This window comes from Streptomyces tendae (genome assembly GCF_008632955.1).
Classification (GTDB): Bacteria; Actinomycetota; Actinomycetes; order Streptomycetales; family Streptomycetaceae; genus Streptomyces.
In genome coordinates this window covers 6,102,485-6,124,988 of sequence record NZ_CP043959.1, presented here as the reverse complement: position 1 = coordinate 6,124,988, position 22,504 = coordinate 6,102,485, and the positions used below count along the sequence as shown (strand labels likewise).

18 protein-coding genes, 1 other RNA gene and 1 pseudogene are annotated in these 22,504 nt (G+C 72.5%); 18 read left to right on the top strand and 2 right to left on the bottom strand.

What is annotated here, in order from left to right; all coding sequences use genetic code 11:
• Positions 1 to 300: 300 nt before the first annotated feature.
• The 6 genes from ftsE (at position 301) to F3L20_RS28095 (ending at position 5,338) form a co-directional block, all read left to right on the top strand.
• Positions 301 to 990 (top strand): cell division ATP-binding protein FtsE, encoded by a 690-nt coding sequence (ftsE, locus tag F3L20_RS28120; RefSeq protein WP_006132401.1) that lies wholly within the window; start codon positions 301 to 303, stop codon positions 988 to 990.
• A 29-nt stretch (positions 991 to 1,019) separates the two neighbouring features.
• Entirely contained in the window at positions 1,020 to 1,937 is a 918-nt protein-coding gene (gene ftsX / locus F3L20_RS28115; protein ID WP_145827512.1) for a permease-like cell division protein FtsX, read from the top strand.
• Between the two features lie 67 nt (positions 1,938 to 2,004).
• The gene (locus tag F3L20_RS28110; protein WP_167534626.1) at positions 2,005 to 3,165 is read left to right on the top strand and encodes a S41 family peptidase; all 1,161 of its coding nucleotides are present in this window, start codon (positions 2,005 to 2,007) and stop codon (positions 3,163 to 3,165) included.
• A gap of 60 nt (positions 3,166 to 3,225) precedes the next feature.
• Positions 3,226 to 3,705, top strand: coding sequence for an SsrA-binding protein SmpB (smpB, locus tag F3L20_RS28105; RefSeq protein WP_150156686.1), 480 nt, complete (start codon positions 3,226 to 3,228; stop codon positions 3,703 to 3,705).
• A gap of 117 nt (positions 3,706 to 3,822) precedes the next feature.
• Positions 3,823 to 4,226: a transfer-messenger RNA gene (gene ssrA / locus F3L20_RS28100) on the top strand.
• Positions 4,227 to 4,357: 131 nt separating this feature from the next.
• On the top strand, positions 4,358 to 5,338 hold the full coding sequence (locus tag F3L20_RS28095) for an extracellular catalytic domain type 1 short-chain-length polyhydroxyalkanoate depolymerase (RefSeq protein WP_206338830.1): 981 nt from the start codon (positions 4,358 to 4,360) through the stop codon (positions 5,336 to 5,338).
• A gap of 338 nt (positions 5,339 to 5,676) precedes the next feature.
• On the opposite strand, the gene F3L20_RS28080 is transcribed toward F3L20_RS28095, so the two are convergent.
• Positions 5,677 to 6,963, bottom strand: a complete 1,287-nt coding sequence (locus tag F3L20_RS28080) for an MFS transporter (RefSeq protein WP_150156685.1) — start codon at positions 6,961 to 6,963, stop codon at positions 5,677 to 5,679.
• A gap of 83 nt (positions 6,964 to 7,046) precedes the next feature.
• Here F3L20_RS28080 and F3L20_RS28075 point away from each other — a divergent pair, with 83 nt between their 5' ends.
• The 8 genes and pseudogenes from F3L20_RS28075 (at position 7,047) to F3L20_RS28045 (ending at position 16,927) form a co-directional block, all read left to right on the top strand.
• Positions 7,047 to 8,030 (top strand): LysR family transcriptional regulator, encoded by a 984-nt coding sequence (locus tag F3L20_RS28075; RefSeq protein WP_150156684.1) that lies wholly within the window; start codon positions 7,047 to 7,049, stop codon positions 8,028 to 8,030.
• Positions 8,031 to 8,330: 300 nt separating this feature from the next.
• On the top strand, positions 8,331 to 9,266 hold the full coding sequence (locus F3L20_RS28070) for a hypothetical protein (RefSeq protein ID WP_150156683.1): 936 nt from the start codon (positions 8,331 to 8,333) through the stop codon (positions 9,264 to 9,266).
• 281 nt (positions 9,267 to 9,547) lie between these two features.
• On the top strand, positions 9,548 to 11,746 hold the full coding sequence (locus F3L20_RS28065; protein WP_150156682.1) for a polysaccharide deacetylase family protein: 2,199 nt from the start codon (positions 9,548 to 9,550) through the stop codon (positions 11,744 to 11,746).
• Positions 11,743 to 12,705: pseudogene (locus F3L20_RS28060) on the top strand (acyltransferase family protein). The gene F3L20_RS28065 and the pseudogene F3L20_RS28060 overlap by 4 nt, the downstream one beginning before the upstream one ends.
• A complete protein-coding gene (locus F3L20_RS35745) occupies positions 12,699 to 13,145 on the top strand; it encodes a hypothetical protein (RefSeq protein ID WP_431193180.1) in 447 nt (148 codons plus the stop codon). Before F3L20_RS28060 ends, F3L20_RS35745 begins: the two are co-directional and overlap by 7 nt.
• Before the next feature lie 26 nt (positions 13,146 to 13,171).
• On the top strand, positions 13,172 to 14,113 hold the full coding sequence (locus F3L20_RS28055; RefSeq protein ID WP_150156681.1) for a hypothetical protein: 942 nt from the start codon (positions 13,172 to 13,174) through the stop codon (positions 14,111 to 14,113).
• 174 nt (positions 14,114 to 14,287) lie between these two features.
• Positions 14,288 to 15,643, top strand: a complete 1,356-nt coding sequence (locus tag F3L20_RS28050) for a nitrate/nitrite transporter (RefSeq protein WP_150156680.1) — start codon at positions 14,288 to 14,290, stop codon at positions 15,641 to 15,643.
• 129 nt (positions 15,644 to 15,772) lie between these two features.
• Positions 15,773 to 16,927: a uroporphyrinogen-III synthase gene (locus F3L20_RS28045; RefSeq protein ID WP_150156679.1), complete on the top strand. Its 1,155-nt coding sequence runs from the start codon at positions 15,773 to 15,775 to the stop codon at positions 16,925 to 16,927.
• Between the two features lie 9 nt (positions 16,928 to 16,936).
• Here the strand turns inward: F3L20_RS28045 and F3L20_RS28040 are convergent, their stop codons facing one another.
• Positions 16,937 to 17,515, bottom strand: a complete 579-nt coding sequence (locus F3L20_RS28040; protein WP_150156678.1) for a YdeI/OmpD-associated family protein — start codon at positions 17,513 to 17,515, stop codon at positions 16,937 to 16,939.
• Positions 17,516 to 17,654: 139 nt separating this feature from the next.
• On the opposite strand from F3L20_RS28040, the gene F3L20_RS28035 reads away from it, so the two are divergent.
• The 4 genes from F3L20_RS28035 to F3L20_RS28020 all read left to right on the top strand — a co-directional run bounded on the left by F3L20_RS28035 (position 17,655) and on the right by F3L20_RS28020 (position 22,337).
• The gene (locus F3L20_RS28035; protein ID WP_150156677.1) at positions 17,655 to 18,242 is read left to right on the top strand and encodes a CGNR zinc finger domain-containing protein; all 588 of its coding nucleotides are present in this window, start codon (positions 17,655 to 17,657) and stop codon (positions 18,240 to 18,242) included.
• Positions 18,243 to 18,555: 313 nt separating this feature from the next.
• Positions 18,556 to 19,140 carry a sigma-70 family RNA polymerase sigma factor gene (locus F3L20_RS28030; protein WP_078492847.1) on the top strand — a complete coding sequence of 195 codons (585 nt, stop codon included), beginning with the start codon at positions 18,556 to 18,558 and terminating at the stop codon, positions 19,138 to 19,140.
• A 74-nt stretch (positions 19,141 to 19,214) separates the two neighbouring features.
• Positions 19,215 to 19,979 carry an anti-sigma factor gene (locus F3L20_RS28025; RefSeq protein WP_150156676.1) on the top strand — a complete coding sequence of 255 codons (765 nt, stop codon included), beginning with the start codon at positions 19,215 to 19,217 and terminating at the stop codon, positions 19,977 to 19,979.
• A 60-nt stretch (positions 19,980 to 20,039) separates the two neighbouring features.
• On the top strand, positions 20,040 to 22,337 hold the full coding sequence (locus tag F3L20_RS28020) for a HelD family protein (protein ID WP_150156675.1): 2,298 nt from the start codon (positions 20,040 to 20,042) through the stop codon (positions 22,335 to 22,337).
• Positions 22,338 to 22,504: the final 167 nt, after the last annotated feature.

Genomic DNA, 22,504 nt, shown 5'->3' with positions numbered 1-22,504 from the left:
AACGCCCACCACCGCGTGAACGTTCCCCTTCCACTGTGCCAGGTTCCCGCGGAAGCTGCGCCGGGTCGCTCCCGGAGAGGATGGTTCATGAGGATTCGCGGCTGCGGCGCCGTCGGGGTTGCTCGCGCCCACGCGGCGGAGCCGCACATGTCCCAGCCCCGCGCCCCTGGGGACGCTGCCCTCACTTGGCACCGGAACAAAAGGGCGCAACTCCTGCGCAACCCCTACTGGTGCCTGCGCACGCCCACCCGGGTCGCGTAAGGTCACGCTCATCTACCCCCGGCTACCCGTGGTGCATCCGTGATCCGATTCGACAACGTGTCCAAGGTCTACCCCAAGCAGACCCGCCCTGCCCTCCGGGACGTCTCCCTGGAGGTCGAGAAGGGCGAGTTCGTGTTCCTCGTCGGGTCCTCCGGCTCCGGAAAGTCCACCTTCCTGCGGCTCGTCCTCCGCGAGGAGCGGGCCAGCCACGGTCAGGTGCACGTCCTCGGCAAGGATCTCGCCCGCGTCTCCAACTGGAAGGTGCCGCAGATCCGGCGCCAGCTGGGGACCGTGTTCCAGGACTTCCGCCTGCTGCCCAACAAGACGGTCGCGGAGAACGTCGCCTTCGCGCAGGAGGTCATCGGCAAGTCGCGCGGTGAGATCCGCAAGTCCGTGCCGCAGGTGCTCGACCTCGTCGGGCTCGGCGGCAAGGAGGACCGCATGCCGGGCGAGCTCTCCGGCGGTGAGCAGCAGCGCGTCGCCATCGCGCGGGCCTTCGTCAACCGGCCCAAGCTGCTGATCTGCGACGAGCCCACCGGCAACCTCGACCCGCAGACCTCCGTCGGCATCATGAAGCTGCTCGACCGGATCAACCGGACGGGCACCACCGTGGTGATGGCGACGCACGACCAGAACATCGTGGACCAGATGCGCAAGCGCGTCATCGAGCTGGAGAAGGGCCGTCTCGTGCGCGACCAGGCACGCGGCGTCTACGGCTACCAGCACTGACGCTCCACGGAAAGGCTTGATCAGACGCCATGCGCGCCCAGTTCGTCCTGTCGGAGATCGGCGTCGGTCTCCGCCGCAACCTGACGATGACCTTCGCCGTCGTCGTCTCCGTCGCCCTGTCGCTCGCCCTGTTCGGTGGTTCACTCCTGATGAACGACCAGGTGAACACCATGAAGGGCTACTGGTACGACAAGGTCAACGTCTCCATCTTCCTCTGCAACAAGAGCGACGCCGAGTCCGACCCCAACTGCGCCAAGGGCGCGGTGACCGACGACCAGAAGAGCCAGATCAAGACCGACCTGGAGAAGATGTCGGTCGTCGACACGGTGTCGTACGAGTCGCAGGACGAGGCGTACAAGCACTACAAGGAGCAGTTCGGCGACTCGCCGCTGGCCAGCTCCCTCACCCCGGACCAGATGCAGGAGTCCTACCGCATCAAGCTGAAGGACCCGGAGAAGTACCAGGTCATCGCGACCGCCTTCGACGGGCGGGACGGCGTGCAGTCGGTGCAGGACCAGAAGGGGCTGCTGGACAACCTCTTCGGGCTGCTCGAGGGCATGAACATCGCCGCGCTCGCGATGATGGCCCTGATGCTGGTCGTCGCCCTGATGCTGATCGTGAACACGGTCCGGGTGTCCGCGTTCAGCCGCCGGCGCGAGACGGGGATCATGCGTCTGGTGGGCGCCTCCGGCTTCTACATCCAGGCGCCGTTCATCATGGAGGCCGCGGTCGCCGGCCTCATCGGCGGCACCCTGGCGTGCTCCTTCCTGCTGCTGGGGCGGTACTTCATCATCGACCACGGACTGGCCCTGTCGGAGAAGCTGAGTCTGATCAACTTCATCGGCTGGGACGCCGTCCTGACGAAGCTTCCGCTCATCCTCGCGACAAGTCTGCTGATGCCGGCGTTGGCCGCGTTCTTCGCGCTGCGCAAGTATCTGAAGGTGTGACTCTTGCCAACAGGGGCGCGCGGTCAACGGGCCGTGCGCCCCTTCGCGTTGTCCTAGACTCACCGGCATGTCAGGTCGTGACCCGTTCTGTCGGCACCGCAGCGTCCGCCGCGGTGCCGCCCTGACCTTGGTGTTCGCGAGCGTCCTCGTCGCCGGCGCGGCCACGGGCAGCCTCCCCGGCACCGACCGCCGGGATGCCGCGGACGGCGCCGCGCAGGCCGCGCCCGTCGGTCACCACGCCGAGGTCGCCCGGGCGGCCGAGGAGGCCGCCGCGCACGGGGCGTCCCCCCTGGAGGCCGCGGAGCGCGCCGTCAGCCGCAGCGGGGACCGCTGGGCCGCCGTCTACTCCCCGGGCGAGTACGAGGACTTCGAGGACACCCTCGACGGTGCCTACACCGGCGTCGGCCTGTGGGCGCGCGAGCGGAACGGGCGCATCGAGGTGACCCGGGTCGGCAGCGGCACGCCCGCCGCCGGAGCGGGCATCCGCCCGGGCGACCGGCTGCGCAGCGTCGACGGCGAGAAGGTCGACGGCCGCCCCGTCACGGAGGTCGTCTCCATACTGCGCGGCGACACCACCGGGAAGAGCGCCGGCACCACCGTCCGGCTCGGCCTGGAGCGCGGCACGCGCGCGTGGAGCGAGACCCTGCGGCGCGCCCGGGTCTCCCGGGACACGGTCACCGTCCGCTCCCTCGCCTCCCGGGCCAGGGTCATCGAGGTCGGCGCCTTCACCAGGGGCTCCGGGGAACGGGTCCGCACCGCCGTGCGCGAGGCCCCCGCCGGCGCCGGCATCGTCCTGGACCTGCGGGGCAACCCCGGCGGGCTGGTCGCCGAGGCGGTCACCGCGGCCTCCGCCTTCCTCGACGGCGGCCTGGTCGCCACCTACGACGTCGACGGCGAGCAGCGCGCCCTGCACGCCGAGCCCGGCGGCGACACCACCAGACCCCTGGTCGCCCTGGTCGACGGGGGGACGATGAGCGCGGCCGAGCTCCTCACCGGAGCCCTTCAGGACCGCGGCCGGGCGGTCGTGGTGGGCTCCCGCACCTTCGGCAAGGGCTCGGTGCAGATGCCGACCCCGCTGCCCGACGGCTCCGTCGCCGAACTGACCGTCGGCCACTACCGCACCCCCTCCGGCCGCGGTGTCGACGGCCAGGGCCTCACCCCCGACCTGGAGGCCGACGAGCAGGCGCTCGAGCGGGCCGAGACGGTGCTCGGCGGACTCGGGCAGTAGCCCGGCGGCGATAATCGGCTTCCCCCGGGCCCCTTCCGTAGTGCGAAAATGGGCGGCACTATGGCTAAGGAAAAAGGGCGCAAGCTGATCGCGCAGAACAAGAAGGCGCGGCACGACTACCTCATCATCGACACCTACGAGGCGGGCCTGGTCCTCACCGGCACCGAGGTGAAGTCCCTGCGTCAGGGCCGGGCGTCGCTGGTGGACGGCTTCGTCCAGCTGGACGGCAACGAGGCGTGGCTGCACAACGTGCACGTGCCGGAGTACAGCCAGGGCACCTGGACCAACCACACGGCGCGGCGCAAGCGCAAGCTGCTGCTGCACCGCGAGGAGATCGACAAGCTGGAGGCCAAGTCCCAGGAGACGGGGCACACCATCGTGCCGCTCGCCCTGTACTTCAAGGACGGCCGGGCGAAGGTCGAGATCGCGCTCGCCAAGGGCAAGAAGGAGTACGACAAGCGGCAGACGCTGCGCGAGAAGCAGGACCGCCGCGAGACCGAGCGGGCCGTCTCCGCGGTCCGTCGCAAGCAGCGGGCCTGAGGCCGGCCGGCGGCGCGGGAATAGGCTGGCATCGACCCGCGTTGGTCACGTACGATGGCACTGCACCTCACAGCGGGTGCGCGCCCCCTCCTCCGGGAGGGTTTGAAAAAACAACATGGGGATGATCGGTTTCGACAGCGGCTGTCGAAGCAGGGGAAGCGTGTCGAGGAAGCGGCCATGATCTCGTAAACCACAGGCCGAAAAAAATAATCGCCAATTCCAAGCGATCCATCTCCCAGGGCGAGCTCGCCCTCGCTGCCTGATCTTCAGGTAGCGAGCAGCGGCTCCCCTACTTAAGGGAGTGTCAGCCCGGGGGTGTTCCCGACCCGGATCCTGGCATCAGCTAGGGAACTAAACCTTGATCCCGGTCACGGGGTGAAGAGGGAAACCACACAGTGACTGGGCCCGTCGGAGACTTGTCGGCGTGATCTCCGGGGCCGAGAAAAGCACAGCCGACTGCACACGGAGAAGCCCTGGTTCCGCACCGTTGGACGCGGGTTCGATTCCCGCCATCTCCACTTACCCCATGTGGGCACGGGCCCCGTCGCGGCAAGCGACGGGGCCTTTGTCATGCGCCCACATGAGGGAACCCCAGGGATGTGGGGTCCGCGCCCATATCGGTGGGTCGTTCACGCTTCTACCTTCGCTCTCCATGACACAGACCAGAGCCGCACTGCGCCCCACCGTGCTGACGGCCCTCCTGGCCGCCCTCCTCTCCGTCCTCCTCGCCCCCGCGCCCGCCTCGGCCGCCTCTCTCCAGGAGGTCACCGGCTTCGGCAGCAACCCGGGCGCCCTGAAGATGTACCGCTACGTCCCCGACGGGCTGCCCGCCGGCCGCCCCGTGGTCGTCGCCCTGCACGGCTGCACCCAGAACGCCGCCGGGTACGCCTCCGGCACCGGCTGGACGGCGCTCGCCGACCGCTGGGGCTTCTCCGTCGTCCTGCCGCAACAGCAGAGCGGCAACAACCTCACCCAGTGCTTCAACTGGTTCGAGCCCGCCGACATCCGGCGCGGGCAGGGCGAGGCCGCCTCGGTGGCCCAGATGGTCGACCGGCAGCTCGCCGACGTCTCCGGCGACCCCTCCCGCGTCTACGTCACCGGCCTGTCCGCCGGCGGCGGGATGACCGCCGTGATGATGGCCGCCTACCCGGAGAAGTTCGCCGCGGGCGGGATCGTCGCCGGGCTGCCGTACGGCTGCGCGCAGGCCGCCGGGTCGCCGTACGTGTGCATGTACGTCGGGGCGACGCAGACCCCGGCGCAGTGGGGCGACCGGGTGCGGGCCGCGCGGCCCGGGTACACCGGTCCCTGGCCCGCCCTCACGGTGTTCCAGGGCACCGCCGACTACACGGTGCGTCCGGCCAACATGACCGGCCTGGTGGACCAGTGGACCGACGTGCAGGGCGCCGACCGCACCCCCGACGTCAGCGACACCGTCGCCGGGTACCCGCACCGCGTCTACCGCGGCCCCGGCGGGAACGCGGTCGTGGAGACGTACAGCCTCACCGGCATGGGACACGGCCAGCCCGTCGACCCCGGGAGCGGGGAGACGCAGTGCGGGGCGGCCGGGGCGTACTTCCTGGACGTGAACCTGTGCGCCGCCCACCGGCTGGGGAAGGCCTGGGGCCTGGGCTGAGCGGGTGCTCGGCGCCCGCGCGGTGCCGTGCCCGCCCGCTCCGACAGCCGGGGCGACGGCAGGCTGGTGCCCGGTACGGCGGCTTCCGGGAGCTTCCGCACCAGCAGTCGCACCGCGCGGGTGCCCGGCTCCCCCGCCGGCACGGTCACCGAGGTGACCGGGACGCGGGCCGCCGCCGCGAGCGGGGCCGGCCGGACATCGGTGCGGGACGGACGCCGGGGACGCGCACAGCGACCTGGACCCGCACCGGGTCGCGTCGGAAACCGGCCGCTTGCCGCTCAGCGCGTGGGAGACCGTGCCGGGGGAGACACCGGCGCGCCGGGCCGGCCCCGTGATCCTCACTTGGTGGGGTTCGGCGAGCCGGGCGGGTGCAGCGCCGCGGCGGCCAGGAAGGCGGTCAGCGCCGCCGCCGCGGGCACGACGTAGCCGCTGGTGGCCGACACGTGCTCGACGACCCAGCCGCCCGCCGCGCTGCCGCCGGCGATCCCGCCCAGCAGCCCGGTGACCGCGAGCGTCATGCCCTCGTTCAGCCGCCCCTCGGGGGTGTGCTGCTGCACCAGCGTCATGGTGGTCACCATCGTCGGGGCGGTGGCCATCCCCGCGACCAGCAGCGCCCCCGCCAGGACCAGGAGCGAGCCGGTGAGACCGGCGGCGAGCAGCGGGAGGGTCATCAGCGCGGCCATCGCGGCCAGGCACCACACCAGCCGGGACCGCGCGGGCCCGGCAGGACGCACCGCCCCGTACAGCAGACCCGCCGCGCAGGAACCGGCCGCCTGGAGCGCGAGCACCGCGCCGGCCGCCGTGCGGTGCCCCTGCCCGTCCGCGAACGCGATCGTCACCACCTCCATGGAGCCGAACACCGCGCCGGTCGCCAGGCAGATCAGCAGCAAGGGGCGTATGCCGGGCGCCCGCAGGGGTGCCCGGCCCGCGGCGCGCCGGACGGCCGGCGGCTCCGTCGAACGCTGCGCGGTGAACAGCGCGACGCCCGTCAGCAGCAGCGCCGCGCCCACCAGCGTCCCGGCCTCAGGGAAGAAGGTCCCGCACAGCACGGCCGCGAGCACCGGGCCGAGCATGAAGCACAGTTCGTCGGCGGCCTGTTCGAAGGAGTTCGCGGTGTGCAGCTCCGCGGGTCTGCCCTTCAGCAGGTGAGCCCAGCGGGCCCGCGACATGCCCCCGGTGTTCGGGGTGGTGGCGGTCGCGGCGTAGGAGGCGAACAGCGCCCAGTCGGGGGCGTCCCGGCGTACGCAGAGCACCAGCGCGAGCGAGCCCAGCACGGCGAACAGCGTGGCGGGCAGGGCCACCCTGGCCTGCCCGTACCGGTCCACCAGGCGCGCGGTCCAGGGGGCGACCACCGCCGTGGCCGCGAGACCGGTCGCGGTGACGGCACCGGCCAGGGCGTAGGACCCGCGGGTTCCGGCGATCATCACGATCGCGCTGACGCCGAACATGCCCATCGGCAGCCGGGCGATCAGGTTGCCGGCGGTGAAGGCGCGGGTGCCGGGCAGGGCGAACAGACGGCGGTACGGACCGGGCTCGCGCCGGGCACGCGGGGTGAAGTCGACGACGACGAGGGTGTCGGAGGTGACGGTGAACAGGCGGGTGTCCCGCGAGGTCGGCTGGGGCATTGCTCCACCGTCGTCCCGGGCACTGCGCCCGGTCCAACACCTTCTCGGTGCCGATTCACGCGCCTGTGTTGTAGGTTCGCCGGATGCCCGCCCCCGCCGCCGTCGATCCCCGGCTCCTGCGCGCCTTCGTCACCGTCGCCGAGGAGCTGCACTTCACCCGGGCCGCCGCGCGCCTGTACATCGCGCAGCAGGCGCTCAGCCGGGACGTACGGCGCCTGGAGCGGGAACTGGGCTGCGAGTTGTTCGTCCGCAGCACCCGCCGGGTGACGCTCACCGCCGACGGCGAACGCCTGCTGCCGTACGCCCGCGCGGTGCTCCAGGCGCACGACGACCTGCTCGCCGCCGCCGGGCGGAGCCGCCCGCTGCTGGTCGACCTCAACTCGCCCGGTCTGGAGACCCACCGCGAGGTGCTGCGCCGGGCCCGGGAGCGCGCCCCGGGTCACGAGCTGATGGCCCGCTACGAGAGCGGGCTGACCTGGGCGGCGGGGGAGCTGCTGGCGGGACGGATCGACGTGTCGTTCGGCCGGTTCGCGGGGCTGGCCCCCGCGCTGCGCACCGGGCTGGAGCAGCAGCCCGTGCGCTACGAGCCGATGGCCGTGGTGCTGCCCGAGGACCACGCGCTGGCGGCGCTGCCCGAGGTGCCGCTGTCCGCGCTGGCGGGCGAGACGGTGTACGCGGGCGCGGGCAACCCCCGCACCCTGGAGTGGACGGACCTGGCGCGCCTGCTGTTCGACGGGCGGGGGATCACGCCGGCACCGCCCGCGCCGTTGGCGGTGGGGGAGGAGGAGTTCCAGCGGATCATGGCCCGGACGCGGAATCCGATTCTCGCGGTGGTGAGTTTTCCGCCACTTCCCGGGACGGTTTCGCGGCCCCTGGTGGAACCGGTGCCGCTCTCACCCGTGTCCCTCGTGTGGCGAAAAGGAATGATCCATCCCGCTTTGACCGAACTGTGTCGTTCCGCGGCTGAAGTCGCAGTCGAGCGTGGCTGGTTGCGACGCCCCGAGGGCTCCTGGCTGCCCGAAACCGACGCCACTGTCATGGGAGCGCACCCAATGTCTCGCTGCTGACACAAAAGGTCGCCCTGCAAACACACAACCTCCGCGTGCGCTACATTCGATGCGCGAGCACGGTGTGATAAACGGGGCGCTCGGAGCGGGTGGGGGCCCGGTCCGCCGACGGGTGCTCGGGTCGTACGCGCGCCGATGGTTCCGTTTGGGGGGAAGTGCGAGCGCGTGGACAAGTGGCGAGAAGACGCCCAACCGGGGCGGCCGCAACCGGCGGACGCCGCGCGGCGGTTCCCGGAAGGGGACGAGGACGCCCGTGAGACACGGGTGCTCCCCCTGGCGGAAAGACCTGCCGAACCCGGCGTGAGAGACGGCGCGGACACCCTCCGCGCCGGCTCCGGTTCCCTGGACGAACGCTGGGCCCGCCTCGGCGTGTTCCCGTCCGGGAGCGGCATGGACGACGACCGGACGCAGATACTGCCCCCGTCCGCCACCGACGACAGGACCCAGATGCTGCCCCCGTCCGGCGCCGACGACAGGACCCAGGTGCTGCCCGGGACGGGCGGCCGGCCCGCGCCGTCCGGCGGCGGGGACGGTTTCAGCGCCTTCGGCAAGGTACCCGCGCCCGCGGAGCGCCGGGCCGAGGGCGGGGACGGTTTCAGCGCCTTCCGGAAGACGCCTCCGCCCGCCGAGCGCCGGGCCGACGACGCCTACGACTCCGAGCGCACCACCGCCCTGCGCGTCCCCCGCCCGCCGGCCCCCGCCGCCGGGACGGCGGTCACCGCGGACACCGGCACCGCCGTCCGCGACCCGTGGCAGGAGGACACCGGCGCCGACGCCACCCACGACCCGCACGAGGTGACGGTCCAGCTCGACGCCGTCCAGATCGGTGCCGGCGGTGTGCTGAGCCGGACACCAGGTGCGGGCGCGGCCCCGGACGCGGCCCCCGTCTTCGTCGACGAGTCGGGCCGCCGCAACCGGCTCTACCGCCGCATCGGCCTGGCCGTCGGCCTCGCCTGCGCGGGCTACGCCGTCGTCATGGTCGCCACCCTGGTGTCCGGCAACTCCGACGCCCCTGGATGCCCGTCCCGGGACAGGAGGACAAGCCGGCCGGGCAGGTCGAGCCCACGCCGGGGCCCTCGGCGGACAACCCCACGCCCAGCGTCGGCACCAGCCTCCAGCCGGGCAGCGGTGCCCCGAGCCCCGGCGCCTCAGACGTGCCCACGCCCGGCGTCTCCGCCCCCGCGGCGGGCGGCACCGGCGGCACGGTGCAGCAACCTGACGGCGGCACCCCGGTGACCACGCCGGCCGGCCGCGCCAGCTCCCAGCCGGCCACCGGCGGCACCGGCGGCGGAGCCACCACCAACACGCCCCCGGCGGGAGGCGGCACCGCCACGCAGCCCTCCGCCCCGTCACGACGGAGGCACCCCCTCCCGACCCCACCGCCACCACGGGCGGCGGCGAGGCCGGCGGCACCGACAACCTCGCCGCTCCCCCGCCGGCCGGCCGGTCGCCGCCGAACCCGCCGCGGGCGCGGACGCCGCCCCCGCCGCCGCACCGTCCCCGGAGAACGTCCTCTGATGGCATCCCCGTCCCACCGCCGGCGGGCGGCCCGCCCGTCCCGGCGCGGCGCACTGCGCCGCCGTGTCCCGCTGCGGCTGCTGCTCCCGCTGCTGGTCCTCGTCGCCCTCGCCGCCATGCTGATGCTGCGCGGCTACGTGCACAGCGAGATCCTCGCCGACCACCGGGTGCAGGACCCCGCCCCGACCACCCAGGTCCCCGAGGAGATACTCGAGGGCGGCCCGGTCATAGACGCCCGGAACGGCAAGGCCACGACGCTGCGCGTGCCCGACCACCGGCTGGTGCTCACCTTCGACGACGGCCCGGACCCCACCTGGACGCCGAAGGTGCTCGACGTGCTGAAGAAGCACGACGCGCACGCCGTCTTCTTCGTCACCGGCACCATGGCCTCCCGCTACCCGGACCTCGTCCAGCGGATGGTCGACGAGGGCCACGAGATCGGCCTGCACACCTTCAACCACCCCGACCTGTCGCTGCAGTCCAAGAAGCGCATCGACTGGGAGCTGTCGCAGAACCAGCTGGCCATCACCGGTGCGGCCGGCATCCGCACCTCGCTGTTCCGCCCGCCGTACTCCTCCTTCTCCGACGCCATGGACAACGAGTCCTGGCCGGTCACCGAGTACATCGGCAGCCGCGGCTACCTCACCGTCGTCAACAACACCGACAGCGAGGACTGGAAGCGGCCCGGCGTCGACGAGATCATCCGCCGCGCCACCCCGAAGAACGGCCAGGGCGCCATCGTCCTCATGCACGACTCCGGCGGCGACCGCAGCCAGACCGTGGCCGCGCTCGACACCTTCCTGCCCGGGCTGAAGGACAAGGGCTACGAGTTCGACAACCTGACCGAGGCCCTGGACGCGCCCAGCGCGCACAGCCCGGTCGCCGGGCCCGAACTCTGGAAGGGCAAGGCCTGGATCTTCCTGGTGCAGGCCTCCGAGAAGATCACCGGCGTGCTCGTGGTCGGCCTGGCCGTCATCGGCACCCTGGTCATCGCCCGCTTCGTGCTGATGCTGCTGCTCTCCGGCGCCCACGCCCGCCGGGTGCGCCGCAAGGGCTTCCGCTGGGGCCCGACGGTCACCGAACCGGTGACGGTGCTGGTCCCGGCGTACAACGAGGCCAAGTGCATCGAGAACACCGTCAACTCCCTGATGGCCAGCGATCATCCGATCGAGGTGCTGGTCATCGACGACGGGTCCACCGACGGCACCGCCCGCATCGTCGAGGCGATGGGCCTGCCCAACGTCCGGGTCATCCGCCAGCTCAACGCCGGCAAGCCCGCCGCCCTCAACCGGGGCCTGGCCAACGCCCGCCACGGCATCGTCGTGATGATGGACGGCGACACGGTCTTCGAGCCGTCCACCGTCCGTGAGCTCGTCCAGCCCTTCGGCGACCCGCGGGTCGGCGCCGTCGCCGGCAACGCGAAGGTCGGCAACAAGGACAGCCTCATCGGCGCCTGGCAGCACATCGAGTACGTGATGGGCTTCAACCTGGACCGCCGCATGTACGACATCCTGCGCTGCATGCCGACCATCCCGGGTGCCGTGGGCGCCTTCCGGAAGTCGGCGCTGGAGCCGATCGGCGGCATGAGCGAGGACACGCTCGCCGAGGACACCGACGTCACCATGGCGCTGCACCGCGCCGGCTGGCGCGTGGTCTACGCGGAGAACGCCCGCGCCTGGACCGAGGCCCCGGAGACCGTGCAGCAGCTCTGGTCGCAGCGCTACCGCTGGTCCTACGGCACCATGCAGGCCATCTGGAAGCACCGCAGGGCCCTCATCGAAAAGGGGCCCTCGGGCCGCTTCGGCCGCGTGGGTCTGCCCTTCGTCTCCCTGTTCATGATCGTGGCCCCGCTGCTGGCCCCGCTGATCGACGTCTTCCTGCTCTACGGCCTGGTCTTCGGCCCGACCCAGCAGACGATCCTCGCGTGGCTGGGCGTGCTGGCCATCCAGGCGGTCTGCGCCGCGTACGCGTTCCGGCTGGACAAGGAACGCATGACCCATCTGATCTCGTTGCCGCTGCAGCAGATCCTCTACCGCCAGCTCATGTACGTCGTGCTGCTCCAGTCCTGGATCACCGCGCTCACCGGCGGCCGGCTGCGCTGGCAGAAGCTGCGCCGCACCGGTGTGGTGGGGGCGCCCGTGAACGGGACCGTGCAGGGTGCCCAGGCGTACAACGACGACCGGAGGCCGGTGGCATGACCCACGGACACCCGACCGGCACCGGCCCGGTCCCGGCCGGCCCCTACGGCACGCCGTACGGCGGGCAGGCGGGCGTGGCGGCGCAGTCGCCGTACCCGTTCCCCCAGCAGCACGTCACCGAGCCGGCCGCAGGACCGGAACCGGGGCCCGCGGCGAAGCCGGCCCCGAAGAAGCCGGGCCGGGACCGGTATCTGGACCTGCTGCGGTCCGTCGCCCTGGTCCGCGTCGTCGTCTACCACCTCTTCGGGTGGGCCTGGCTGACGGTGCTGTTCCCGTCGATGGGCGTGATGTTCGCGCTGGCGGGCTCGCTGATGGCGCGGTCCCTGAAGCGGCCCGCGTGGAGCGTGATCCGGTCGCGGGTCCGCCGTCTGCTGCCGCCGATGTGGGTCTTCGCCGTCGTGGCCCTGACGCTGGTGTTCGTCAGCGGCTGGAACCCCGGGGACGACCCCGACCAGGGCGGCGGGTCCTGGGGCCTGGTCAAGCTGTTCAACTACCTCGTCCCGATCGGCGCCCCGCCCTACCCGTTCGAGGCCGGGGACCTGGGCCGCTGACCGCGGCACCTGGGCGGACGACGCGTGGGCCCGCTGTGGTACCTGCGCGCCTACCTGTGGTTCGTCCTCGCCTCCCCGCTGCTGCTGTGGGCGTTCCGCCGGGCCCCCTGGCCGACGCTGCTGGCCCCGCTCGGCCTGACCGCCGTCATCGGCACCGGCCTGGTGAGCATCCCCGGCGAGACGGGCAACGCGGTCACCGACTTCGCGGTCTACGGCTCCTGCTGGGTGCTGGGCTTCGCCCACCACGACGGCATGCTCAAGCAGGTCCCCCGGTACGTCTCGGTGTCCTGCGCGACCCTGGTGATGGCGTTCGGCCTGTGGTGGGCCTCGGGTCACCTCGGCGACGAGGGCTGGGACCTCAACAACATCCGCTGGCGCAGGCCGCGTGGTCGTTCGGGTTCGTGGTGATCCTGCTCCAGTACTCGCCGTCGTGGCAGGAGCTGCCGGGCCGGCTGGCCAACTGGGACAAGCTGGTGACCCTGTCCAACAACCGGGCCGTCACCATCTACCTGTGGCACAACCTGCTGATCGCGCTCACCTTCCCGATCGTCGACCTGCTGTACGAGCTGCCGTTCATGCAGAGCGAGCGGGGGGTGGAGGCACTCAACAGCACGTACGAGCTGTGGGCGTTCGCGTTCGTGTGGCCGCTGATCGGCCTGGTGGTGTTCGCGACGGGCTGGGTCGAGGACCTCGCCGCGAAACGCCGCCGCGGCTCTGGCCGAACGGCGCGAAGGGCAAGCGCGCCGAGACCGCCGCCCGGGCGCGCCGCCGCTGATGTCACGGGCCGCCCGGCCGCGCCTTTCGCGGCCGGGCGGCCCGTGCGAGACTGCCCCCTGTTGCTGAAGTGAATGGTGGGCCAGGGGGCGCAGGGCGGATGAGCAAGCGGCAGACACAGAAGATGCTGGGGTTGATGGCGAGCGGGGAGCCGGTGGAGCTCACCAGTCCCATGGCATCCGTGAAGAAACTCGCCCGACTCGCCTTCGTCGCCCAGCAGTTCGGCTACGAGTACGCCGACGTCCGGCAGGGCGGCGGGAACAACAGCCAGCTGAAGATGCTGATCGTGCCCGACCCCAGCCCGCAGGCCCAGGCCCGCGCCGCGCAGAACTGGGCGCAGTACCCGAATGCCGGCGACGGGCAGTCCCTGCCGCCCCTCGTGCCGGACGCCTTCGAACTGCTCAAGGCCCGCATCAACTTCGACCTCACCGGCAAGAGCGCCGAGAAGCGGATCGGCTACGGCGCCCTCGGTGTCTCCGTCGGCAGCGTCATCATCGCCTACCGGCTCGGCGGCACCTCGGACGATTTCGTCATCGCGGCCGTGATCTGGCTGGCCCTCATGGCGATCCTGGGCATCGGCTTCGTCGTCACCCGCAAGCGCAACGCCAAGTTCGCGGCGCGGCTGCAAGCGGCGGGCTTCGCACCGGTGACGGACGAGACGGGCCGGGTGCGGTACCTGCCCCCGGGCGGTCGGATGCCGGGCCACGGCAACCCCTTCGGGGCCGGCCCCTACGGCCCGTACGGGGCGCAAACTCAGGGTGCCCCGGCCCCGCAGCAGCCGGCTCCGGGCCACCCTCAGCAGCCCCCGGCGTACGGTCAGCCGTTTCCGCAGCAGCAGCCCGCCCCGGGCTACGCCCAGCAGCCTCCCGCCTACCAGCCGGGCCCCTACGGCAGCCAGCAGCCCGGCCCTTACGGCCAGCCCGGCCCGTACGGTGCCCCGCAGCAGGCTCCCGGCCCGTACGGTGCCCCGCAGCAGGCTCCCGGCCCCTACGGCGCCCCGCAGCAGCAGCCCGGCCCCTACGGGCAGCCCCCGCAGCACTGACCCCTCACGGCGCCGCCGGTGACCGGTGACGGACACCTCTCACCCCGCCCCCGGCCAGGGTGAGAGCAACGTTCCCTGCCGGTCACCGCGTGCCACAGGCCGGAAACGCTCCCTCCCTACCTTCGGGACCAGCCCTCGCGGCACCGCCGCGCCCCGGAGAGCAGTGGAGGCCCCATGACAGCCCGCGGCCGTTGGATCCAGCAGTGGGACCCGGAGGACGAGACCTTCTGGAACCGCACCGGCGAGCGGATCGCCCGCCGCAATCTCCTCTTCTCCGTGCTGTCCGAGCACATCGGCTTCTCCGTCTGGACCATGTGGTCCGTGCTGGTGCTCTTCATGGGCCCGGAGTACGGGCTGACCCCGGCCGACAAGTTCCTGCTGACGTCGATGGTCACGCTGGTCGGCGCCGTCGTCCGGGTCCCGTACACCTTCGCCGTCGCGGTGTTCGGCGGTCGGAACTGGACGATCGTCTCCGCCGGGCTGCTGCTCGTGCCGACCGTCGCCGCCTTCGCGGTGATGGAGCCGGGCACCTCCTTCTCCACCTTCCTGCTGGTCGGCCTGCTGGCCGGCATCGGCGGCGGCAACTTCGCCTCCTCCATGACCAACATCAACGCCTTCTTCCCGCTGCGGAAGAAGGGCTGGGCGCTCGGCCTGAACGCCGGCGGGGGCAACATCGGCGTCCCCGTCATCCAGCTCGTCGCCCTCGCCATCATCGGTGCGAGCGGGGGACCGCGGGTGCTGCTCGGCCTGTACATCCCGCTGATCGTCGTCGCCGCCGTGCTCGCCGCGCTCCGCATGGACAACCTGGCCTCGGTGAAGAACGACACCGGCGCCGCCAGGGACGCCGCGCGCGACCCGCACACCTGGATCATGTCCTTCCTCTACATCGGCACCTTCGGCTCGTTCATCGGCTACAGCTTCGCCTTCGGGCAGGTGCTGCAGAACCAGTTCGACCGCACCCCGCTGGAGGCCGCGTACGTCACGTTCGTCGGGCCGCTGCTGGGCTCGCTGATCCGGCCGGTGGGCGGCTGGCTCGCCGACCGCTACGGCGGCGCGCGCATCACCCTGTGGAACTTCGTCGCCATGGGCGCCGCGACCGCCGTGCTGATCGCCGCCTCCATGCGGCAGTCGCTGGTGCTGTTCACCGTCGCCTTCGTGGGGCTGTTCGTGCTGACCGGCCTCGGCAACGGGTCGACGTACAAGATGATCCCCGGCATCTTCCAGACCAAGGCACGGGCCCTGGGGCTCGCGGGGGAGGAGGCGGCCGCGTACGGGCGGCGGCTGTCCGGCGCCTCCATGGGGCTGATCGGCGCGGTGGGCGCGCTCGGCGGTGTCGGCATCAACCTCGCCTTCCGCCAGTCCTTCCTCTCCTACGGCTCGGGCACCGGCGCGTTCGTGGCGTTCCTGGTCTGCTACGCGGTCTGTTTCGCGGTCACCTGGGCGGTATACCTTCGCCGGCCCGCCGTCCGCGCGGCCGGGACGGACACCGCCCCGCAGGAGAAGCCGCAGCTCAGCTACGCCGAGGTCTGACGGGCGGTGACGTAACACTGGTGACATGAAGCCGAACCGAGCCTGTCATGGATCATTGACAGGCTCGCTCGGCACGGACGTGGAGCCGCACCTCCGTGCAGGACGCCGACTCGAGCCGGGACGAGAGTGATGTACGACGAACGAGAGCAGTCACCGGAGCACGGACCCCTCGCCGGCTTCACCGTGGGCGTGACGGCGGCGCGCCGTGCCGACGAGCTGGGCGCGCTGCTGGAGCGGCGCGGTGCCGCCGTGCTGCACGCCCCCGCCCTGCGGATCGTGCCGCTCTCCGACGACAGCGAGCTGCTGGCCGCCACCAAGGAGATCATCGGGCGGGCCCCGGACATCGCGGTCGCCACCACCGCCATCGGGTTCCGGGGCTGGGTGGAGGCGGCCGACGGCTGGGGACTCGGCGAGGACCTGCTGGAGCGGCTGCGCGGGGTGCGGATCATGGCGCGCGGGCCGAAGGTGAAGGGCGCGATCCGGGCCGCCGGGCTGACGGAGGAGTGGTCGCCGGCGTCGGAGTCCATGGCCGAGGTGCTGGACCGGCTCCTCGAGGAGGGCGTCGACGGCCTGCGCATCGCCGTCCAGCTGCACGGCGAGCCGCTGCCCGGTTCGTGGAGTCGCTGCGGCCGGGGAGCGGAGGTCCTGGGCGTGCCGGTCTACCGGTGGCTGCCGCCGGAGGACATCGGACCGGTGGACCGCCTGATCGACGCGGTCGTCGCCCGCACCCTGGACGCGGTCACCTTCACCAGCGCGCCCGCGGCCGCCTCGCTGCTCTCCCGCGCCGGGGAACGCGGCCTGGTGGACGACCTGCTGGCCGCCCTCGGCCACGACGTGCTGTCCGCCTGCGTGGGACCGGTCACCGCCCTGCCGCTCCAGGCCCGGGGCGTCGACACCGTGCAGCCCGAACGCTTCCGGCTGGGCCCGCTGGTCCAGCTGCTCTGCCGCGAACTGCCGTCCCGCGCCCGCACCCTGCCGGTCGCCGGGCACCGGATGGAGATCCGGGGGCACGCGGTCCTGGTGGACGACGAGCTGCGGCCCGTACCGCCGGCCGGGATGTCCCTGCTGCGGGCGCTGTCCCGCCGGCCCGGCTGGGTCGTCGCCCGCGCGGAACTGCTGCGCGCGCTGCCGGGCACGGGCCGCGACGAGCACGCGGTGGAGACCGCGATGGCCCGCCTGCGCACCGCCCTGGGCGCCCCGAAGCTGATCCAGACGGTCGTGAAGCGCGGCTACCGCCTCGCCCTCGACCCGGCGGCGGACACCAAGTACGACTCGGCGGGCTGAACCGGGCCGTCAGCCGTTACGGCGGCCCTCCGCCAAGTCCCGGACCGTGCTCTCCAGGCGCTTCCTGCGGGTCTGCGGGGTCGCCGCCTGGAGCAGGGGGAGCAGGACCAGGTAGCGGGCCGTGCGGTCCAGCGCGTCGAACGCCGTGCGGGCCGCCGGGTTCGCGGCGAGGGCCTCGGCCAGGTCGTCCGGGACCTCCGCCGTCCCCTGCGAGGCGTACGCCCGGTCCCAGCGGCCGTCCTCCTGGGCCCGCCGGACCTCGGCGAGGCCGGGTTCCCGCATCCGGCCCTCCGCGGCGAGCGCCGCGACCTTGTCCACGTTCACCCGTGACCACAGGCTCCGCGGCCGGCGCGGCCCGTACTTCTGCAGGTAGTACCGGTCGTCCAGGCGCCGGCGCTGTCCGGAGATCCAGCCCCAGCACAGGCCCACGTCGACCAGCTCGTCCTCGGTGACCGAGGCGATTCCCGTCGCCTTCTTCGCCACCTTGACCCACACCCCCTCGCGCCGGGTGTGGTGCTCGGCCAGCCACGCCTCGAAGGCCGCCGCGTCCGGGAACGCGCGGACCTCCACCCCGTCGAACTCCTCCATGCGGGAAGGCTAAGCGGAAAGCGCGCGGCGGGAGGGGTTCCGGGCACCCGTACGGGCGGGCACTGTGGGGGGAGAACGGTTTCCCGGATCGCGCACCGGCCCCCCCCACGCGCGCGGGGCCCCTAGGCGGTGGCAGGACATGGCACTGGGTACGGTCACGGCGCCCTACGAGCTGAGGTTCGACACCGGGCGGGTCTGCCTGGACCTGCTCGCGACCACCCATCCCGAGGAACGGCTCGACTCCGTCGACGCGCTGTGCGCCTGGGTCACGGGCGCGGGACTCGTCCCGGAGGGCACCGGACTCGCCCACGCCGACCCGGGCTGGCTCGCCGCGTTCCGCGAACTGCGCGCGAACCTGGTCCCGTTGGTGCGCGCCCCCGGCGGCTCCTCGTACGCTCCCGCGCTCACCCGGGTCAACGAACTCGCCCGTGCCGCGCCGCCGGCACCCCGCGCGGAGCCCGGTGCCGACGGGACCCTGGTGCGCCGGCTCGACGGCCCGCCGGGCAGGGAGGCGCTGCTCGGGGCGGTCGCGCGGGACGCGGTGGACCTGCTGACCGATCCGGCGGCCCGCGCGAGCCTGCGCCAGTGCGAGGGCGACAACTGCCCCATCGTCTACGTCGACACCTCCCGCGGACGCCGGCGCCGCTGGTGTTCCAGTGACGTCTGCGGCAACCGCGAGCGCGTGGCCCGGCACCGCCGTCGCGCGGCGGCCCTCGCCCGCGCCTGAGCACCGGCGCGCCTGATGAGCACCGGCGCCCGATTGAACTCCCTTATCCCGTTCGCGGTTTTCGTGCACCGAGGATGCCGCACCTTGCTCAAGTGATGTGCGTCACGCCCCTGTTGCCCCCTTCCGGCCGCACGTCGGTGAGAACCCGCCCGTCGTGTGTCGGAAATGTGAAGAGGAAGCGGGGGGAATGTGCGTTCATGTCCCGGTCGTCATGACGCCCCGCAGAAAACTGCCGTCTCTCTTTGAACACCCCACCCGCTTCCTGCGTACCGGTTGTCGAGCGACCGACTGGGGGATCCCCCGGACACCGGAGGTGGGCGTGCGCAAGGATGCGGCCGTGGCCAATGAACGTGGAACGAGGGCCCGACATCGCATGTCTTCACAGCCCTCGGAACCTGACGAGGAGCTGATGCGTGCGCTGTACCGCGAGCACGCAGGACCCCTGCTGGCCTACGTCCTCAGGCTGGTCGCCGGAGACCGGCAGCGCGCCGAGGACGTCGTCCAGGAAACGCTCATCCGTGCCTGGAAGAACGCCGGTCAGCTCAATCGGGCGACCGGTTCGGTACGCCCCTGGCTGGTGACGGTCGCCCGGCGCATCGTCATCGACGGCCACCGCAGCCGGCAGGCCCGGCCGCAGGAGGTCGATCCGTCGCCGCTGGAGGTCATCCCCGCGGAGGACGAGATCGACAAGGCGCTGTGGCTGATGACGCTGTCGGACGCACTCGACGACCTGACCCCGGCGCACCGGGAGGTCCTCGTCGAGACCTACTTCAAGGGGCGTACCGTCAATGAGGCGGCCCAGACACTCGGCATACCGAGCGGCACCGTACGCTCCCGGGTGTTCTACGCCCTGCGGTCGATGAAGCTGGCTCTGGAGGAGCGGGGGGTGACGGCGTGATGAGTGTGTACGGGGGAAACCAGGGATTCGGCACGGGCGGGACGGGTATGTCTGGTGCCATGGAGGGATCACCGGTGCCGAACGAGCACGAGACCGTCGGTGCCTACGCCCTCGGAATCCTCGACGACGCCGAAGCCAGCGCCTTCGAGGCGCACTTGGCGACGTGCGAGTGGTGCGCCCAGCAGCTCGACGAACTCGCCGGCATGGAACCGATGCTGGCCGCGCTCGCGGACCTGCCCGAGGCCGCGGGATCGCCCGCGATCGGTGAGTCGCTGTCCGCCAAGCCCTCGCCGCGCGTGGTGGAGAAGCTGGTCGACGAGGTGGCCGAGCGCCGTGCGCGCAAGCGCCGCCGCAACTTCTACATGGTGGCCGCCGCGGGCGCGCTGATCGTCAGCGGCCCGTTCGTGGCCGTCGCCGCCAGCGGCGGGGACAGCGGCAGCGGCGGCGGGGGCGGCACCAACCGCACGCTCGCGGCCAACCCCGCGAAGGACATCTTCGACAAGAGCTCCGAGAAGATCACGGCGACCGACCCCGGCACCGGGGTGACCGCCACCGTGGCCCTGGAGGACAAGCTCTGGGGCACCGAGATCGTCACCGAGCTGAAGAACGTCAAGGGTGACCAGAAGTGCTCGCTCATCGCCGTCGGGAAGAACGGCGAGCGTGAGACGGTGAACTCCTGGTCGGTCACCGGCGAGGGCTACGGACTGCCCGACGCCACCACCGACAAGGGCAAGCAGCCGCTGTACGTCCAGGGCGGCGCCGCCTTCGAGCGCAACGAGATCGACCACTTCGAGATCGCGACCTTCGACGGCAAGACGCTCGTGGAGGTCGACGCGTAGCCTCACAGGGCCCCCTTCGCGTACGGTTGACGGCTGCCCAGCACGTCAGAAGGGGGCCCGGTGGCCGCTCAGGCTCAACAGGAATCCGCGGTCGACCCGGTTCACGACTCCGTTCGCGACCGGGAGATCCGTGTGGAACAGGAACACCTGGACCGGGTGTACCAACGGCTCGAGGAGAAGATCACCGAGGCCGAGTTCCTCATGCGCGACGCCGCCCAGCGCGGTCACGTCGGCACGCCCGGCGCCCTCGCCGAGCGGGACGCCCAGGTCTTCCGGGCCGGCGTCCACCTCAACCGGCTGCACAACGAGTACGAGGACTTCCTCTTCGGCCGGATCGACCTGCTGCTCGGCAAGGACGGCAAGAAGGGCCCGGACGGCGCGTACACCGCCGTCGAGCCCGCCGAGGGCGCCGTCCGGCCCGACAACACCGCCGACATCGCCGAGACCCTGCACATCGGCCGGATCGGCGTCCTCGACGAGGACTACGCCCCGCTGGTCATCGACTGGCGGGCGCCCGCCGCGGCCCCCTTCTACCGCTCCACGCCGGTCGACCCCGGCCGGGTCGTGCGGCGCCGGGTGATCCGCTCCAAGGGGCGGCAGGTGCGGACCGTCGAGGACGACCTGATGCGCCCCGAGCTGACGGCGTCCCTCGACGGCCGCGAGCTGGCCGTGATCGGCGACGGAGCCCTGATGGCCGCGCTCGGACAGGCCCGGACCCACTCCATGCGGGACATCGTGGCGTCCATCCAGGCCGAGCAGGACCTGGTGATCCGCGCCCCCGCCGCCTCCGTCACCTACGTGGAGGGCGGCCCCGGCACCGGCAAGACCGCCGTCGCCCTGCACCGCGCCGCCTACCTGCTCTACCAGGACCGGCGGCGGTACGCGGGCGGCATCCTGATCGTCTCCCCGACCCCGCTGCTGGTCGCCTACACCGAGGGCGTGCTGCCGTCCCTCGGCGAGGAGGGCCAGGTCGCCATCCGCGCCATCGGCTCCCTGGTGGACGGCGCCGAGGCCACGGTGTACGACTCCCCGTCGGTGGCCCGCGTCAAGGGCTCCTCCCGCATGCTCAAGGTGCTGCGGAAGGCCGCGCGCGGCGCCCTGGAGCGGCAGGACGCGCCCCAGCGGCTGCGGGTCGTCGCCTTCGGACGCCGGCTGGAGCTGGAGGCGGAGGAGCTGGCGGAGGTCCGCCGCACCGCCCTGAGCGGCACCGCGCCGGTCAACCTGCTGCGCCCCCGCGCCCGCAAGCTGCTCCTCGACGCCCTGTGGGAGCGCTCCGGCGCCGGGAACCGGCACACCGACCCGGAGCTGGCAGCCGAGCTGCGCTCCTCCTTCGACGAGGACATCACCTCCGAGGACGACTTCGCCGCCTTCCTGGACGCCTGGTGGCCCGAGCTGACCCCGGCCGCCGTCCTGGACGCCATGGCCGACGAGCGGCGCCTCGGCCGCTGGGCCCGGCGCGTCCTGAACCCGGGGGAGGTGCGCAAGGTGGCGCGCGCCCTCAAGCGGGACGGGCGCTCCGTGCACGACATCGCGCTGCTGGACGAGCTCCAGGCGATCCTGGGCGCTCCCGCACGCCCCCGCAAGAAGCGTGAGATCGACCCGCTGGACCAGCTCACCGGCCTGGAGGAGCTGATGCCGGTGCGCGAGGAGACCCAGCGGGAGCGGGCCGAGCGGCTGGCCCAGGAGCGCGTGGAGTACGCGCACGTCATCGTCGACGAGGCGCAGGACCTCACCCCGATGCAGTGGCGCATGGTCGGCCGCCGGGGCCGGCACGCCACCTGGACGGTCGTCGGCGACCCGGCCCAGTCGTCCTGGTCCGACCCCGACGAGGCCGCCCAGGCCCGCGACGAGGCCCTGGGCACCCGTCCGCGCCGCCGCTTCGAGCTCACCGTGAACTACCGCAACCCGGCGGAGATCGCCGAGCTGGCGTCCAAGGTCCTCGCCCTCGCCATGCCGGGCTCCGAGGCGCCCCGGGCGGTGCGCTCCACCGGCGTCGAGCCGCGCTTCGCCGTGGTCCGGGACACGCTGGGCGACACCGTGCGGGCGGAGGCCGCCCGGCTGCTCGAGCGGGTGGACGGCACCGTCGGCGTGGTCGTCGCCATGCAGCGGCGCGAGGAGGCCCGGCGCTGGCTGGACGGGCTCGGCGGCCGCGTGGTGGCGCTCGGCAGCCTGGAGGCCAAGGGGCTGGAGTACGACGCGACGGTCGTGGTCTCCCCGGCGGAGATCGCCGACGAGTCCCCGGCCGGGCTGCGCGTGCTGTACGTCGCCCTGACGCGCGCCACGCAGCAGCTCACCGTGGTGTCCGCGGACCGCGACGCACCGGACGCCGACGGGGTCCCCGACCTGCTGCGGGACTGACCGGTGAGGGGCGTCGAGGGGGTGCGGGAAATATCCCCGGGTCATGGGAATGGCCTCGCGCCATCCGTTTGTTAGCCTTGACGTGGCACCGGCCCGATCCAAGCCCCCGGGCCCAACCTTAGTCGCTTCGAGCGACCACTTGCCGCGAGGCGAGCATGGCGGGTCGG